This window comes from Rosettibacter sp. KY25 (assembly GCF_057554405.1).
Genome location: NZ_BAAJAO010000017.1, coordinates 1 through 16,025 on the forward strand (window position 1 = coordinate 1; position 16,025 = coordinate 16,025).

Genomic DNA, 16,025 nt, shown 5'->3' on the forward strand with positions numbered 1-16,025 from the left:
TTGCTTCATAGAAATTGTAGAGAACATTAGTAATGCTTGTACCATTTACTGTTAATCCGCCTGTCCAGCTTACATTTGTTCCATCAATATTAACAAGAACTACAGAGCCATTAGGTGCATTAATTGTTACATTATTTGCAGAAGATAAATCAGCACCATTTATTTTGAATACATTTAAGAATGGGTCTGTACCTGTTAAAGTCAGTCCTCCGTATTGGAAATTAACTGTTCCGTTTACAGAGTAACCCGATAATGTTACAGAAAGATTTTCAAGATAAATTTTTGCTGCAGCAAAATTAATCGGGTTGTCTTGTCTCAAAGTTCCGTTAATGCTTACAGAAGATTGAGGCAGATTTGTTGTATTTCCATAGACAACATTTCCATTAACAGCACCGCTTATAAAGGTTAAGTCTCTTCCAACAATTAAAACATCACCACTATTTGGGGGTAATTGGTCGCCAATACTATAATTAGCAAAGTAAGCATCGCGACCAACAGCAACTTTACCTTGAGTATCCGATGATGGCTGACTTACATCATAAATTACAAACAAGTTATAATCTTTTGCTGGACCTAAATCGAATATTGAATTATTCAATTGGTCGCAGCTTACTTTTGCAGTAATAGTTAATGTTGCAAAATCTTGGGAATTCAGATCACCAACAATCCAAATTCCCGTATTTGAATCATATACCCCCTGTGAAGTGGAACTGGATAATAATATCAAACCTTGGGGGATTAAATCTGATACTTGAATTCCTTTTGCTACATTAGGACCGTCATTTGTTACTTTTATAGTGAATGTAACATTTTCATCACAATTAGGATTTGGATTGTCGACAGACTTTTCAATTCTTACATCAGCCGGTTCTTCTTGTGGTGGTGGACATACCCATGGATACCAGTATAAATCTCTGCCAATTCCATTTTTAATTGGATTTCCATTGCAATCCAATACATTTACACCATAATGAATTTCTACAATCTGGTCATCTGGCCGAATGCCTGGCCATTGTGCTGTTATTGAAAATGTTGTATCCTTAGTTATTAATATTGTTTGATAATGAGTTGAATTATCAACACTTCCATCGTTTGGATATACAATTCTCCATGATAATTGCAAATATGCTTTGCTTGGATTTGGAGTTAAATGAACACTTCCATTAATTGTAATTGGTTTTGGGTCATATTCGCATATTGCAGAATCTGGACCAATTGTAGCTGTCCAATCAGTTACGCATGATAATTCACAATCAATATTTACTGTTGCTGTTGCTTCATCTTCTACATTTGCAGAACCATCAATAGGATGACCAACAGCTTTTACTGTGTTTATTAATTCGCCGCAATCATTCTGTGTAACAGTATATGTTTTTGTAAATGATTTAGTTTCTCCCGGCAATACTGGTGAAATATTTTTGATTTTGTGGTCGCCGTTTGGATTCAATAATGCATCATAAAAATCAACTCCGCCGCTTAATGTAATATCGCCGCAATTTTCTACAGTAAAAGTATAAGTAATTACATCGCCGGGTTTAGCAGTTTGTTTATCTGCAGTTTTTGTTACGCTTACACAAGTTTTATAGAAACCAAAATCAATTGTTAAATTATCTGCACAATTAAGAGTTACTGTTACAGATTCATTAATATTTGCATCGCTGTCTTTATTATCGTCACTGCCCTGATCTTTTTTTGTAGAATACCATTTTGTTTGGGATGTGCTTTCCAAAACTCCGCCGCTTGCAAAATTAGATGGAGCTAATTTTACTTCATAAGTTCCGTTTAATAAATTGTTAAATTCATATTTACCGTTTGAATTTGTCGTGTCTTTTGCAATTAATTGATTATTCTGCCAGAGTTCAACAACAACATTAGGAATTCCAGGTTCATTAGAATCTTGAATTCCATTAACATTTTTATCATGCCATACAAAATCACCAATCTTATTTGTGCAAACAGTTTCTTTATAAAGTCCTGCATCCCATGTTAAATCATTTTCTCCTGAAATTAAAGTTGTGCAAACTGTTTTGCCTGTATTGATATTTGCATCTGAATCTTTTGTGTCATTACTTCCTGCATCTTGGGTTGTAAAGATATAACCTGCGGGCGGAACAAATTGAACATAATAATCACCAGGTTGAAGATTTGAAAACAGATAATTTCCCTGTGCATTTGTTGTGGTTGTAGAAATTAAATTTCCACTGCAATCAAATAATTTAACCAGAACATTTGCAATTCCAGGTTCGCCGGAATCCTGAATTCCATTTTTATTTAAATCTTCCCAAACTTTATCACCTATCGATGCTGGTTGTTTACAAGTCAAAAATCCCTTATCAACTTTTCCATTATCAAAATTTTCATTAATTGCTGTAGCTGCATCATTTATTTCAGAAAGAGTAAAACCATTTAAGCTACCGCCGCCAAGAACCTGTTCTGCAAAATTTAAAAACTGACTTACTGAATAACCTGTAAAAGGACCGCTAACAATTACCAAATCACCAAGTGGTGTTGGATTTGTTCCCAAATATCCCGCAGCACTGTAATATACATTCAGCTTGAGTGCAGTAATTTGTCCTGCTAAAACACTAATGCTCGTAGTTGGATTGGTATAGTTTTGAGTCAGTACTGCAGGAGTTCCTCCATCAGGCAAATAATTTTTAATTGCAGCAGCTGATGTAAAAGTAATTTTATAGTTTCCGCCTACTGTCATTCCGCTTGGGAAAACTGAATTAAAATACAAATCTCTAATTTTGCCTGGTGTACTGTTAGAAGGACTTCCCCAGCCTCCCTGAGTATAAGTTACATATCCTCTTAAATCACAATTAGAAGGTGCATACCATTCAACCGTTGCAATTTCTTCTTTAGTATCAAAAGAAGGAGTTGCAAGAACAAGTTTTTGTTTTTCACCTGGTTTTGTTTTGTGGACATACTTTGTTCCTTGTGGAATTTCTACTTCTGCTTTCACTTTTACTGTGGCAGTTCCTGTTCCATTGTAGGAAAGAGTAAATGGTCCAAAGTGACCATTAATATCAGTAACTCCTGAAGTCGTGCTTAATGTTCCAAGATTGGTTGATATTTGAAGACTAACTCCTTCAACTGGATTTCCATTTGCATCATAAGCATAAATATCGAAAGCAGCAGGTGTATTCTGAATCAACGATTGACTTGATGGAATTATCAATAAAGTTTGTAATGGTGCCTGATTATTATGATTTGCATTTGCATCTGCAATTATGGCAAGTGCTCTTGATTTAACTGTGTTATTATTTGTAATTGTATTTGGATTAACTCCATCACTAAAATGCCAGATTGCCATTTGAATTGCAGCAGCTTCTTTGTTAATATCAGATAATTGTCCTGAATAATTATTCTTATAAGGATAATAATTATTGAGAATATAAGTAATCTCTGAAGGAGTAAAATCTTCATCCCAGTAATCTTGATTATAAACCAGACTGTGCTGTAAATCAATACAATAAAACTTTACGGGTTGAGAATTCAAAGTTCCTTTAAAAGTTCCGGCATAATTACTTGCGCTTTGATTCGTGTAGGGATTTATGTAAGAAACTGACACCCCCTCAGCAGTTCCTGTAACTTGAGCAATGCTGGTATAATTACTCGCCTGTTTTATCCCTTTGCTTTGAGCAAAAGAATATGAGATTAACCCAAACATAAGAGACAATAAAATCAAAACTCTTAATAATGGTCTCGGCTGATTAATCACTTTTTCCTCCTTAAAATATTGATTTTAATACCTGCCTCTTAAGTTCAATAGAAGTGCCAGAATAAAAAGCTTGATTTTCGCTTAAAAACAAAAGAAATGGTATAAAAAAAATTAACTGGTTGTTTCAAAATGAGAGGACTTTCAAATTATGATGCAGTTTAATAAGTATAAAAAATTAATGTCAGATTGAATTGTGACAATTTAGAACAGAAATGAAATCCCGATTTGAGTGTCAAAAGAGATAACAAGAAATCAGAGACCTGCTGTTAAACAGGTCTCCTTATGAAAATTTATAATCCAAGTTTAGTTTTAATATCCTGCGGAATAGCATCTTTATGAACCATAATTGCAATTACCTTTAATCTTGCATAAGATTCAGACATATACCAGTAACCATTATACTTTTTGTTTTTTGTGCCCCATGAATTTTTTGTGTAATAAAATTTAGTGCCGTTTTGGTCTTTTGCCAAACCAACAATATGCATTAAATGGTCATCTGTTGTTGTTTGATTATCAAAAGTTTCCTGACGCATCTGCTGTGTGATTGTTTTTTCTCTAACGGGTTTTAGATCTTTGTCATCGTTGCTTTCACTTTTTTCTTCATCTGATTCATCAGATGAATCAGCAGGAATTGTTGCAATACATTTTTTCTTGTCAAATGTTTTTTCGCTTACATCTCCATCCCAAGCAACCGAATAACCATGTTCCAATGCATAATCCATAATTCTCATTAAATCATCAATTGGAACATTATAGTATAAATCTTTACTCCAGTTATCTGGAATTTCTAAATCAAATTTTGTGTAAAAGCGATGATGCGTAAAAGAAGTCAATTCAATATAATCATCTGGATTAAATCCAAGTGAATCTGCAAAACTTCTGGGTGTATAAGTTTTGCCTTTATAATTAAACTCTTTTGGTGGAACTCCCAAATAAATATCCAAAGTTGATTCAATAACTTTCTGCCAAACTGGAGTAATTTTTCCACCTTTCTTTTTTGAAACTGCATCAACAATTGCTTTTAGAACCGCATCCATCTCGCCATGATTATGTTCTTCTTCATTTATGTTCATACCTTTATAAACTTCTTCGGGTACAAATCCATATTTTCTAATTACATTCATTACATCATGTGCTTGTCCTCCCATTCCAAAATTTGTCAATCCATTGTAGCGAATATAATTTTGTGCTTTCTCTGGATATGTAAATCTAACATTCCACATCGGAGATAAAATATGTTCTCCTTTTCCCATTCTAATTAACTCAGTTTCAATGAAAGAAGTTGTTGCAAAAGACCAGCATGTTCCTGTTTTTGCTTGATTTTTTACAGGAGTGGTTTTCACTTGATATATCATTGTAAATTCATACGGTTCTTTTTTATCATTCTTTTTCTTCCCCTGCGCATAAAATACAAATGGGATTAAAATGATAATGACTATTATCTTCTGAAATTCAGTTAACCTTTTCATTATAATTCTCCATCATAAGTTTTTTGATAATGTTAAAATAATTCTCTTCATTATCATAGAAAATAATTTTTTTAATTATCTCTGTATTGACAATAAATTTTTGATTTTTTATGATTAACATTGAATAATAATTTATCTACGGGGGAATAGGAATTAAGCCATTCAAAAGTTATCTGCTTATTGCGGGCAATAATTTTAATGCATGCAATAAAAGGAGGTGACAAAAAATGTTCGGAATGGACTTTGTAAGCTTTTTGATATTGTTGATTATCGCTGCAATTGTAGCAGCAGTATTACATTTTGGTTTTAAATATTACATCATTCCAGGTTTCACTTCTTATTTATCCAAAGTAATTATTGCATGGATTGGCGCATGGCTTGGAACCCCTGTCTTTGGCAAATGGTTCGAAGGACTTGCATACAAAGAAGTATACATTATTCCAGCTATATTGGGTTCACTTGCAATTCTAATTCTAATTGTAGATGTTGTAAAAAGTTGTTCTAAAAAAGAATAATTAAAAAATTGCCCGCAATGGCAGATAACAACAAAAGAAATTTTTATGAACTTTATTAATAAAAATATTTCTCCTCAATTGAGGGTGTAAAAATTAACTAATCTAATCACAAACAAAGGGGGTTAACAATGAAAATTACACGCATGAACAAAATCCAGAATGGAACAGGAAAAACCGCAGCCTTCTTTGACATCGAAACAGACGATGGCATTAAAATCAAAGGATTTAGAGTTGTAAAAGGGGAAAAAGGATTATTCATTTCTTCTCCAGATGAAAAAGGTAAAGACGGTAAATACTACGAGACAGTAACTCTTCCAAAAGAAATGAAAAAGAAATTAGAAAAGATGGCAATCGATGAGTATAATTCAAAGTAAGTAAGATTTTTCAATCGAGTAAATACAAATTCTGTTAACAAAACAAATCAAAAAAATTAAATCCGTGTAAATCTGCATAGAAAATTTTGAAGAACCCTGATGCTTTGGATTTACACGGATACAATTTTATTTCACAAATTCTTATTGCTTTCCTCATTAAATCTATTTTGCACGACGATATGTTTTTAATTTATTGATTGATTTTAATTCAATCTAAACATAATTTCACTTGCAGATAATTTAATTTAGGAAATCAAAATGAGAGTTCTGATTCGCACTTTAATATTTATTTTGCTTTCCATTTCAACAGCTGCACAGACAAATAAATTTGGCATTGTAGTTCACGGTGGTGCAGGTGTTATAAAAAATTTGCCACCCGATAAAGAAAAGGAATACATTTCAAAATTATCAGAAGCAATTGAAGCTGGTTACAAAATTTTAGAAAACGGAGGTTCATCTCTCGATGCTATTACAAAAGCAATTAATATTCTTGAAGATTCTCCATTATTTAATGCAGGTAAAGGTGCTGTGTTAACAGAAAATGGAATTGCAGAACTTGATGCTTCAATTATGGATGGAAAAAATTTGATGGCTGGAGCTGTGGCTGGAGTTCATCACATTAAAAATCCAATTAACCTTGCAAGATTAATTATGGAAAAATCTCCTCATGTTATGATGATTGGAAATGGAGCTGAAGAGTTTGGAAAACTTTTCAATATAGAATTTGTCGATTCAACTTACTTCATTACAAATGAAAGATGGAATCAATATTTAAAAATGAAACAAGAATCCGAAAAAAAGGAAACTGAAAAACATGGAACAGTCGGTGCTGTTGCATTAGATAAATATGGAAATCTTGCTGCAGGAACTTCTACGGGTGGGATGATGATGAAAAAATTTGGAAGAGTTGGAGATTCCCCAATTATTGGTGCTGGAACTTATGCTAATAATAATACCTGTGCTGTTTCCTGCACTGGACACGGCGAATATTTCATTCGTCTTGGCATTGCAAAAGAAATTTCTTCTTTAATGGAATACAAAAACTTATCAGTTCAAGAGGCTGCTGATGAAGTTATAATGAAAAAACTTTCAAATCTCGGAGGAACAGGCGGACTAATTGCAATTGATAAAAATGGTAATATTGCTATATCATTCAATACTGATGGAATGTTTAGAGGTTATTTATTAAATGATGGAAAAATCAACATAAAAATTTATAAAGAAGAATAAATTTTACATCTGCAAAATTCTTTTTGATATTATTGCGAACCCTTCAATGTTGTTTGATTTTTTTCTTTGACATAAATAATTAAAACATGAAAATAAAAACACGGAGGGAAAGATGGAGCCTGTTTACCCAATAAATTTTGGGGCAGTATTTGTGTGTGGTCTAATTGCAATGGCACTCGATTTTATTTACTACAGTCCAATGCTCTTAGGAAAAATCTGGATTGCATCTTCTGAAAAATCTGATGATGAAGATACAATTAACAAAACAAAAATTTGTATTACATGTTTCTTTGCTCAAATTGTTATGGCTTACATACTTGCAAGATTGATGAGTTATCTTGGAGCTTCTACACCACAGGAAGGAATTCGTGTTGCTTTTATGGCATGGCTCGGTTTTGTTGCTACTTCTATCACAGTAACTTTTATTAACGAAGGAAAAAAATTTACACAGTTTTTAATTGACGGCGGTTTTCATTTCATTGTGCTCTTAATTTTCGGAATTATTCTTGGTGCTTGGCATTAATTCACAAATTAAACATAAAAATAAAATGAACATCGAATTAATAGTGTTTGACCTTGATGGAACTCTTGTTAGTTCACACGAAACAATTTATAAAGCTACTGTTCATACATTGAATAAATTAAACATTCAAAACAAATTAACAGAAGAAAAATTTTATAACCGCATTGGTTTACACTTCGAAGATATCTTTAACGAGTTTGATATGAATGTCCCAGATTTTAATGAGTTCATAGAAATTTATAAATCAATCTACTTTGATTACATCGATTCTTCATATTTATATGATGATGTTGAAATTGCTTTAGATAAAATCCATTCTCTTGGAATTAAAACTTCACTCCTTACAACAAAATCACAAGAACAGGCAGAATTAATCCTCAAACACTTTAACATTTATGATAAATTTGATTATGTAATGGGAAGAAGAACAGGCATTGCACATAAACCCTCGCCCGAGCCATTGATTTACATTTGCAATGAATTGAATATTGAAACAAAGAAAACAATGATTGTTGGTGATTCAGAATTAGATGTAATGTGCGGCAAAAGTGCAAATGCAATCACATGTGCTGTAACTTATGGATATAGAAATTTTAAAGAACTCAAAAATTCTAATCCAGATTTTATTGCAAATAAAATTATTGATGTCGTTAATATTGTAAATGGAAAAAGTGAAGGAGGAAAGTTATGGAAAAAGGAAAAGTTACAGTAAACATAATTAATGGAATTGCTACAGTTAATTTTTATCATCCTAAAAGTAATATTCTTCCCATGGCAATGTTAAAGGAGCTCACCGATGCAATTAATAAACTCGCGAATGAGAAAAGTGCAAATGTAATAATTCTGAGAAGCGAGGGGAACAAAACTTTTTGTGCGGGTGCATCGTTTGATGAACTGCTTGCAATCAAAGATTTCAAAAGTGGAAAAGAATTTTTTATGGGCTTTGCTCGATTATTTAATGCTATGAGAAAATGTCCAAAGTTTATTATTGCAAGAGTTCATGGAAAAGCTGTTGGCGGAGGTGTTGGTATTGCAGCTTCTGCAGATTATACACTTGCTTCGAACGAAGCTTCAGTAAGATTAAGCGAAATCCTTTTGGGAATCGGTCCATTTGTAGTCGGTCCTCCAATAGAAAGAAAAATTGGAAAGACTGCTTTTATTACAATGTCAATTGATGCCGAATGGCACGATGCATTCTGGGCAAAACAAAATGGATTATACACAAAAGTTTTTGCAAACAATCACGAACTCGACGAAGCAGTTTCTTCTCTTGCAAAAAAACTTGCAAGCTACAACCCCGAAGCTATTGAACAAATGAAAAAAATTTTCTGGAAAGGAACAGAAGACTGGGAAGAACTGCTTGAAGAAAGAGCAGAAATTAGTGGCAGACTTGTAGTCTCTGAATTCTCAAAAAATTATATCAGAGCCTTCAAAGGAAAGTTATGAAAACTGCTTACTTAAGATTTTATGAAGAGCTTAATGATTTTTTGCCAACAGAAAAAAGAAAGAAACAAATTATACATCACTTTTGGGGACAACCATCTGTCAAAGATATGATTGAATCTCTTGGTGTTCCCCACACAGAAGTCGATTTAATTCTTGTGAACGGAGAGTCAGTTGATTTTAATTATCTCGTAAAAGATCAAGATAAAATTTCTGTATATCCGGAATTTGAATCAATTGATATAAGCAATATCCAGAAACTAAGACCCAAACCACTGCGTAAACCAAAATTCATTTGTGATGTTCATCTTGGAAAACTTGCAAGAAACCTAAGAATGTTTGGCTTTGATGTGTATTATGAAAACAATTTGAATGATGAACAAATTATTGAAATTTCTTTAAATCAGAAAAGGACAATATTAACAAGAGATTTAGGGATTCTAAAAAGAAAAGAAGTATTACGCGGTTACTTTGTTCGAGAAGATGACCCACAAAAACAACTAGAAGAAGTAATTAAAAGATTCGACTTGCTTTCATTGATTAAGCCATTAACCTTATGTTTAGAATGCGGCGGAAAACTAATTAGAATACCCAGAAAAAAAATTCCCAACTTTGAATTATTACCAGAAAAAGTAAAAGCATCACAAAATAAATTTTTTATATGCAAGGAATGTAAAAATTTATACTGGAAGGGAACTCATTACAACAGCATGAAAACATTTATGAATAATTTTATTAATATCTTAAAACAATCAAAGAAAGATTTAATGAATTCCTCTAAATAATTAAAACTGGATAAAATATGAAAGTAAATAAAAAACTTCGGTTGCTTGTTTTATTAAAAGAAATTATTCACGACCGATTTAATCTTGATGAAGATAAATCTTCAGAAGAAGAAATAATAGAAAGCATTAAAAAAGGAGTTGAGTTTAAGGGAATGAATTTGTGGGTTTTAATTTTTGCTATCTTTATTGCATCAATAGGATTAAATGTCAACTCGACTGCAGTAATAATAGGAGCAATGCTAATTTCTCCATTAATGGGACCAATTATGGGAATTGGGTTAGGCATTGGGATTAATGATTTTGAACTTATTAAGAAATCATACAAAAACTTAGGCATTGCTGTTTTAATAAGCATTTTAACATCCACAATATATTTTTTAATAACACCTTTGGGTGATGCTCAATCCGAATTGCTTGCAAGAACTACACCTTCTATTTGGGATGTATTTATTGCATTGTTTGGCGGATTAGCTGGAATTGTAGCAGCAACAAGAAAAAGCATCAGCAATGTAATTCCGGGTGTAGCAATTGCTACAGCTCTAATGCCACCGCTATGCACTGCTGGTTATGGAATTGCAAATGGGAATCTTTCCTACTTTCTTGGTGCTTCTTACTTGTTTTTTATAAATAGTGTCTTTATTACACTTGCAACTTATCTTATTGTTCGATTCATGAAATTTCACAAAAAAGAATTCCTCGACCATCAAACTGAATTAAAAGTGAAGCGTTCTATAATTGCGGTTGTTATTATCACTGTTGTTCCAAGCATAATAATGGCTTATAATATTGTCAACAGAGCATTGATAGAAAAAAACGCTAATCTTTTTATCAACAATGAATTAGCATTCCCAAACTCACAGGTTATAAGCAAAAAAATAAATTACGATTCTAGCCGAGTTAAAATTGAGGTATTTCTTATTGGAGAAATTGTAAAACCAGAATTAATAGAAATTGCCAAAAGAAAACTTCCCAATTATAAATTGCATAACACACAATTAATTATTAAGCAGGGTCTCTCAGAGAAAAAAAATATTGATATAAATGCATTAAAAGCCTCTGTAATTGAAGAACTATACAAAAAAAATGAAGAGATAATAAAAAACAAAGACCAGCAAATTCAACTTCTGGAAAATAAAATAGCACAGCTTTCACAAAATAAATTTCCTGTAGAAGAACTTTCAGCTGAAGCTAAAACATTGTTCAATAAATTAAAAGAATTTACAGTTACCAGCACAGAAATCGTTAATATACACGAAAATAAAATTGATACTGTGACTATTTCTTATGCTAAATTTTCAGGTAAAATATCTTCAACACAAAGAAAAGTCTTAAATGAATGGCTTAAAGCAAGAACTAAATCCAACAACATTAAATTAATTGTTGAATAACTTATGAGTTATGTTTTATCAGAAATTTATATTTATCCAATAAAATCTTTAGGCGGTATTAAACTGGAAAAATCGATTGTTGAAGAAAGAGGATTACATCTCGACAGAAGAATGATGCTTGTTGACAACACTGGAAAATTTATGACTCAAAGAACTTATCCTAAAATGGCTTTGCTGAAAACTAATATTGTTGATGATAAATTAGCTGTTAATAACACCAATAATAAAAGCACAATTTTTATTGAATTGGAATTCATTAAAAATCAAAAATTGATTGACTCATTAGAAAAAATAAATGTAAAAATCTGGGATGACGAATGCATTGCTGCAAAAGTCTCAAAAGAAGCAGATGAATTTTTTTCTGATGCTCTAGGTATAAAATGTTCGCTTGTGATTATGCCACAAGACGCAAAAAGAATTGTTGACCCAGATAAAAAGTATGTAAACGAAGAATATCTTGTCAGCTTTGCTGATGCTTATCCTTTTTTAATTATTGGACATGAATCACTCAACGATTTAAATAAAAGACTTAAAGAAAATTTGCCAATGAATAGGTTTAGACCAAATTTTGTTTTCACAGGAGGAAATCCATATGATGAAGACCGCTGGAAAAGCTTTAAGATTGGAGAGATAATTTTTTATCCAGTAAAACCATGCGCAAGATGTGTAATTACAACTATTAATCAAGATACAGCAGAAAAATCTGATGAGCCGTTAAAAACATTAGCGACTTATCGAACAATCAACAATAAAGTTTTGTTCGGTCAAAATCTTGTCCACAAAGGAACAGGCGAAATTCAAATTAACTCTGAACTTGAAATCTTAGAGTGGAAATAAATAATTAAAATACCATGCTGAAACTTAAATCATTTCTTCGCACAACTTTTTTAGGTGGATTTGTTGTTGTTCTGCCGATTATTGTATCAATTCTTGTTCTTATCTGGCTTTATGAATTTTTGACTGATAAAATAAGACCAATTACAATCTTGTTAATTCAAACAACAAAATTAAACGAAGTAGTTGCTTCGATATTTGCTATTCTTGTAATTCTGATTGTATTCTTTGTTGTTGGATTAATAGTTCAAACAAGAATTGGAAAAATTATAATACAGCTAATTGAAGAGAGATTATTAAAAAGAATTCCTCTTTATAAAATCATAAAGGAAACAATAGTTCAGCTTTTTGGAAGCGAGAAATTAATTTTCAAATATGCTGCACTGGTAAAACCCTTTTCAAATGATACAATGATATTGGGCTTTGTCACAGACGAAAGTCCAAACGGCTATGTTACAGTTTTTATTCCTTCGGTTCCTGCTCCAACGGGAGGATATATCTATAACATCAAAAAAGAATATATTATTAAGCTTGATTATCCAGTCGAACAGGTTATGAAAGTTGTTTTAAGTCTTGGTGCTGGCTCAAAAGAATTTTTATCTAAATTGAATTAACTCAAATCTTTTTTCCAATCATAATGGAAATAAATTTTTAATCAACTTAGTTTGCATCAACAATTTCTCATTTTTTATGAAAAACATATTGTTGTTATTATCGATTACTCTTGGCATCCTGTTTCCTTATGGCCATAGTTACAGATTTTTAATTCGATACTTTTTGATGGTTCTGCTCTTCTTTTCTTTTTTAGATATAAGAGTAAACAAAGAAATCATTACAAAAAAACACTTCATAATTCTATTTACAACAATCTTTGTTTCTATAATTTATTTTGAGTTGACAAAACTTTTTAATGAATCACTTGCTCGAACAGCATTCATTACAGCAATCGCTCCAACAGCTATTGCGGCTCCTGTGATTATCAGTTTAAGAAAAGGAAAAGTTGAGTTTGTGTTCTTTTCTTTATTGCTGAATAATGTTGTTATAACATTGCTCATTCCTTTTTTAATTCCATTGTTAATGAAAAACAATGCACACATAACTGCGGGAAATATTTTCGTTCCTGTCATAATCACGCTTTCCATACCATTTTTCATAGCAAGATTAACAAAATTAATCTCTCCTGTAATCTGGAAAAAATTAGTTGAATGGAAAGACATGTCGTATTACCTTCTGATTATAAATGTTTATATTGCTACATCAGATGCAACAAACTACATCAAGAACGAATTGATTGGGAATATTCAGGTTGTAATTTATATAGCATTAATTTCTGCATCGTTGTGTATAATATTTTTCTCATTAGGCTGGTTAATTGGTGGGAAAGAATTTAGCGCAGAAGCAAGTCAATCACTTGGACAAAAGAACAATGCATTTACAATCTGGATAGCATTAACATTTTTAGAACCCATTACAGTATTAGGACCTGTCTTCTATGTTCTTTATCAGAATGTTTACATATCATGGGTATTATATAAACACAACAAAAACTACAGTGGAAAATTAAAAACCATTGTAGATTAATTTTTATCATACAACTTGCATAAATAATAAATCATTTTTATTTTTGAACGGTGATTCATTAATGTTATATGAGAGTCAAAGAAGGAAATAAAGAAAAAGATATTATGGAAGCCGCCATTAAAGTTTTTGCGCAGGCTGGCTATCATAAAGCAAAGATTTCTAAAATAGCAGAATTAGCAGGCGTTGCTACTGGAAGTGTCTACTTATACTTTGAGGACAAAGAAGATATTCTTCTGAGAATTTTTGACAATGTGTGGAATAAGTTATTTGTAGAATTAAAAGAACTCATTGCAAACAAAACACTCACCGCAGCTGATAAGTTAGATGCAATGATAGACTTAATTTTTGATATTTATATTGAAAATCCAGCACTTGCAATAGTTTTCGTAAATGAGCAAAATCACATAATGCAGCATGCCAGTCAACGCTTTACAGACAAATATGAAAAATTTCTTGATTTAGGAGAATCAATTATAAAAGAAGGAATTAAAGAAGGAGTATTCAGCAATTCAATTGATATCAAAATTCTAAGATATTTTGTTTTTGGTGCAATTAAAAATCTATTACAGCATTGGGCTGCCGACCCACAAAGTTATCCCTTAAATAAAATTCGTCAAAATGTTAAGTTCATAATCAAACACGGCATTAAAAAATAATTTTTTTATTCTATAAATGAATCGTGATTCATAATACAGGAAAATTTATGAGAAGAAAGATTATTATCATACTTACATTTTTTTCTTTCAGCTGCTACGCACAAAATCTTTCGTTAAGTTTGTCTGATGCAATCAACTTAGCACTTAACAATAATCAAACAATCAAACAATATGAAGCAAAACTAAAACAAAAAGAATACGATTATCTTGCATCTTATGGAAATTTCCTTCCAGCTATCAATTTTGACTTCAGCTACTCTCATTTAAATGAGGAAATGGGTATCGATTTAAATCCAATAAGAGAATTAATAATTTCTCTTCAATCATCAAACCAAGTTGAATTAACTAATATTAGCGGAATTCTATCTGGCAATCCACCGATGAATCAAAATCAAAAAGAAATTATAAAGCAGCAAACATCTGCATACCTGAATAATTTAATTCCGCCATTTTATCAAACATTCAAAAAGCAAAACTATAAGAGCGGTGCTTTCCTTGTTACTCAACCAATTTTTGCAGGTGGGAAATTATTAGCCGCAAGAAATGCTTCGTTATCAGAAAAAAATTCAGCAAACAACGAATTAGAAAAAGTTAAAAATGAAGTTATATACCAAACTGTAGATTCCTACTTAAAAGTTCTTCTTCTCAAAGAAATTGTTAAAACAAGAAAAGAAGTTCTTGAAGGAATGATTCAGCATAGAACAAATGCTAATAGATTATTTCAGGAAGGTATAATTGCTAATTATCATCTTCTAAGAGCAGAAGTTGCTGTTTCCGAAGCAGAGAAAAATTTATTAAACGACGAAAATAATTTAAGCTTGGCAATTGAATCCTTTAAGAACATTACCAATATATCTTCCATTTCTGCTGATGACTTTCTTGATACATTATGTTATAAGGTCTTTTCCGATTCTCTTTCTTCAATGCTTAATAAAGCGATGAACAATCAACCAATATTAAAAATTACAGAAGACAAAAAAGAATTAGCAAAACAAAATTTCAATGCAGTTCGTTCTTCATTTCTTCCAACCGTTGCAGCTTTTGGAAAATATGAAGTTTATCCTGAATACCTTTCCAGTTTAGAGCCGCGCTGGGTAATCGGTATTCAAATGAAATACAATTTATTTAATGGATTTAAAGATTATTTGAAATTACAAAATGCAAAATATCTCGAGGAAGAAGTTGCCTTTGCTGAAAATGACATTAGGAAAAAAATTGAGCTCTGGGTTACAAAATCATATCTCGAGATGATAAACTATAAAACTCAATATGAAAAATTAAACTCTACTTTAAAACTGGCAGAAGAAAATCTAAGAATGAACGAAAAAAGATTTGAAACAGGAATGAGTACTTCTTTAGAAGTTATTGATGCTCGATTGTCACTTGAACGAGTTAAAATAGACCGTCTTCTTTCTTTATATCAATATTATAATTCAATGGTAAACTTATTACTTGCTGCAGGAAATCCACAGGAAATCTTACATATCTGGTCAAATTAGGAGT

General features: G+C 31.6%; 15 protein-coding genes. 13 read left to right on the plus strand and 2 right to left on the minus strand.

Annotation, left to right across the window (positions count from 1 at the left end; all coding sequences use genetic code 11):
• Both AC27L2_RS10355 and AC27L2_RS10360 read right to left on the minus strand, forming a co-directional pair.
• Window positions 1-3,724, minus strand: a 3,724-nt coding sequence (locus tag AC27L2_RS10355; protein WP_487211694.1) for an SdrD B-like domain-containing protein, incomplete at its 3' end; no start/stop codon positions are given.
• Window positions 3,725-4,014: 290 nt separating this feature from the next.
• Window positions 4,015-5,193: a C1 family peptidase gene (locus AC27L2_RS10360; RefSeq protein WP_487211695.1), complete on the minus strand. Its 1,179-nt coding sequence runs from the start codon at window positions 5,191-5,193 to the stop codon at window positions 4,015-4,017.
• Between the two features lie 227 nt (window positions 5,194-5,420).
• On the opposite strand from AC27L2_RS10360, the gene AC27L2_RS10365 reads away from it, so the two are divergent.
• The 13 genes from AC27L2_RS10365 to AC27L2_RS10425 all read left to right on the plus strand — a co-directional run bounded on the left by AC27L2_RS10365 (window position 5,421) and on the right by AC27L2_RS10425 (window position 16,021).
• A complete protein-coding gene (locus AC27L2_RS10365) occupies window positions 5,421-5,708 on the plus strand; it encodes a hypothetical protein (protein ID WP_487211696.1) in 288 nt (95 codons plus the stop codon).
• 128 nt (window positions 5,709-5,836) lie between these two features.
• Window positions 5,837-6,082, plus strand: coding sequence for a septation protein SpoVG family protein (locus AC27L2_RS10370; protein WP_487211697.1), 246 nt, complete (start codon window positions 5,837-5,839; stop codon window positions 6,080-6,082).
• A gap of 258 nt (window positions 6,083-6,340) precedes the next feature.
• Window positions 6,341-7,312: an isoaspartyl peptidase/L-asparaginase family protein gene (locus AC27L2_RS10375; protein WP_487211698.1), complete on the plus strand. Its 972-nt coding sequence runs from the start codon at window positions 6,341-6,343 to the stop codon at window positions 7,310-7,312.
• Window positions 7,313-7,424: 112 nt separating this feature from the next.
• Complete coding sequence (locus AC27L2_RS10380; protein WP_487211699.1) at window positions 7,425-7,835, plus strand: DUF1761 domain-containing protein; 411 nt, start codon at window positions 7,425-7,427, stop codon at window positions 7,833-7,835.
• 25 nt (window positions 7,836-7,860) lie between these two features.
• The gene (locus AC27L2_RS10385; protein ID WP_487211700.1) at window positions 7,861-8,547 is read left to right on the plus strand and encodes an HAD family hydrolase; all 687 of its coding nucleotides are present in this window, start codon (window positions 7,861-7,863) and stop codon (window positions 8,545-8,547) included.
• The gene (locus tag AC27L2_RS10390) at window positions 8,523-9,281 is read left to right on the plus strand and encodes an enoyl-CoA hydratase/isomerase family protein (protein ID WP_487211701.1); all 759 of its coding nucleotides are present in this window, start codon (window positions 8,523-8,525) and stop codon (window positions 9,279-9,281) included. The genes AC27L2_RS10385 and AC27L2_RS10390 overlap by 25 nt, the downstream gene beginning before the upstream one ends.
• Window positions 9,278-10,063 carry a Mut7-C RNAse domain-containing protein gene (locus AC27L2_RS10395; protein WP_487211702.1) on the plus strand — a complete coding sequence of 262 codons (786 nt, stop codon included), beginning with the start codon at window positions 9,278-9,280 and terminating at the stop codon, window positions 10,061-10,063. Before AC27L2_RS10390 ends, AC27L2_RS10395 begins: the two co-directional genes overlap by 4 nt.
• A gap of 17 nt (window positions 10,064-10,080) precedes the next feature.
• Window positions 10,081-11,451, plus strand: a complete 1,371-nt coding sequence (locus AC27L2_RS10400) for a TIGR00341 family protein (protein WP_487211703.1) — start codon at window positions 10,081-10,083, stop codon at window positions 11,449-11,451.
• A 3-nt stretch (window positions 11,452-11,454) separates the two neighbouring features.
• The gene (locus AC27L2_RS10405; RefSeq protein ID WP_487211704.1) at window positions 11,455-12,288 is read left to right on the plus strand and encodes an MOSC domain-containing protein; all 834 of its coding nucleotides are present in this window, start codon (window positions 11,455-11,457) and stop codon (window positions 12,286-12,288) included.
• 14 nt (window positions 12,289-12,302) lie between these two features.
• Window positions 12,303-12,899: a DUF502 domain-containing protein gene (locus tag AC27L2_RS10410; RefSeq protein WP_487211705.1), complete on the plus strand. Its 597-nt coding sequence runs from the start codon at window positions 12,303-12,305 to the stop codon at window positions 12,897-12,899.
• Between the two features lie 76 nt (window positions 12,900-12,975).
• Window positions 12,976-13,866: a hypothetical protein gene (locus tag AC27L2_RS10415; RefSeq protein ID WP_487211706.1), complete on the plus strand. Its 891-nt coding sequence runs from the start codon at window positions 12,976-12,978 to the stop codon at window positions 13,864-13,866.
• Between the two features lie 68 nt (window positions 13,867-13,934).
• Window positions 13,935-14,522, plus strand: a complete 588-nt coding sequence (locus AC27L2_RS10420) for a TetR/AcrR family transcriptional regulator (RefSeq protein WP_487211707.1) — start codon at window positions 13,935-13,937, stop codon at window positions 14,520-14,522.
• 47 nt (window positions 14,523-14,569) lie between these two features.
• Window positions 14,570-16,021 (plus strand): TolC family protein, encoded by a 1,452-nt coding sequence (locus tag AC27L2_RS10425; protein WP_487211708.1) that lies wholly within the window; start codon window positions 14,570-14,572, stop codon window positions 16,019-16,021.
• Window positions 16,022-16,025 lie beyond the last annotated feature (4 nt).

Coding starts and splice junctions, on each gene's coding strand:
- AC27L2_RS10360 (WP_487211695.1), bottom strand. CDS start 5,193: ATGAAAAGGTTAACTGAATTTCAGAAGATAATAGTCATTATCATTTTA.
- AC27L2_RS10365 (WP_487211696.1), top strand. CDS start 5,421: ATGTTCGGAATGGACTTTGTAAGCTTTTTGATATTGTTGATTATCGCT.
- AC27L2_RS10370 (WP_487211697.1), top strand. CDS start 5,837: ATGAAAATTACACGCATGAACAAAATCCAGAATGGAACAGGAAAAACC.
- AC27L2_RS10375 (WP_487211698.1), top strand. CDS start 6,341: ATGAGAGTTCTGATTCGCACTTTAATATTTATTTTGCTTTCCATTTCA.
- AC27L2_RS10380 (WP_487211699.1), top strand. CDS start 7,425: ATGGAGCCTGTTTACCCAATAAATTTTGGGGCAGTATTTGTGTGTGGT.
- AC27L2_RS10385 (WP_487211700.1), top strand. CDS start 7,861: ATGAACATCGAATTAATAGTGTTTGACCTTGATGGAACTCTTGTTAGT.
- AC27L2_RS10390 (WP_487211701.1), top strand. CDS start 8,523: ATGGAAAAAGGAAAAGTTACAGTAAACATAATTAATGGAATTGCTACA.
- AC27L2_RS10395 (WP_487211702.1), top strand. CDS start 9,278: ATGAAAACTGCTTACTTAAGATTTTATGAAGAGCTTAATGATTTTTTG.
- AC27L2_RS10400 (WP_487211703.1), top strand. CDS start 10,081: ATGAAAGTAAATAAAAAACTTCGGTTGCTTGTTTTATTAAAAGAAATT.
- AC27L2_RS10405 (WP_487211704.1), top strand. CDS start 11,455: ATGAGTTATGTTTTATCAGAAATTTATATTTATCCAATAAAATCTTTA.
- AC27L2_RS10410 (WP_487211705.1), top strand. CDS start 12,303: ATGCTGAAACTTAAATCATTTCTTCGCACAACTTTTTTAGGTGGATTT.
- AC27L2_RS10415 (WP_487211706.1), top strand. CDS start 12,976: ATGAAAAACATATTGTTGTTATTATCGATTACTCTTGGCATCCTGTTT.
- AC27L2_RS10420 (WP_487211707.1), top strand. CDS start 13,935: ATGAGAGTCAAAGAAGGAAATAAAGAAAAAGATATTATGGAAGCCGCC.
- AC27L2_RS10425 (WP_487211708.1), top strand. CDS start 14,570: ATGAGAAGAAAGATTATTATCATACTTACATTTTTTTCTTTCAGCTGC.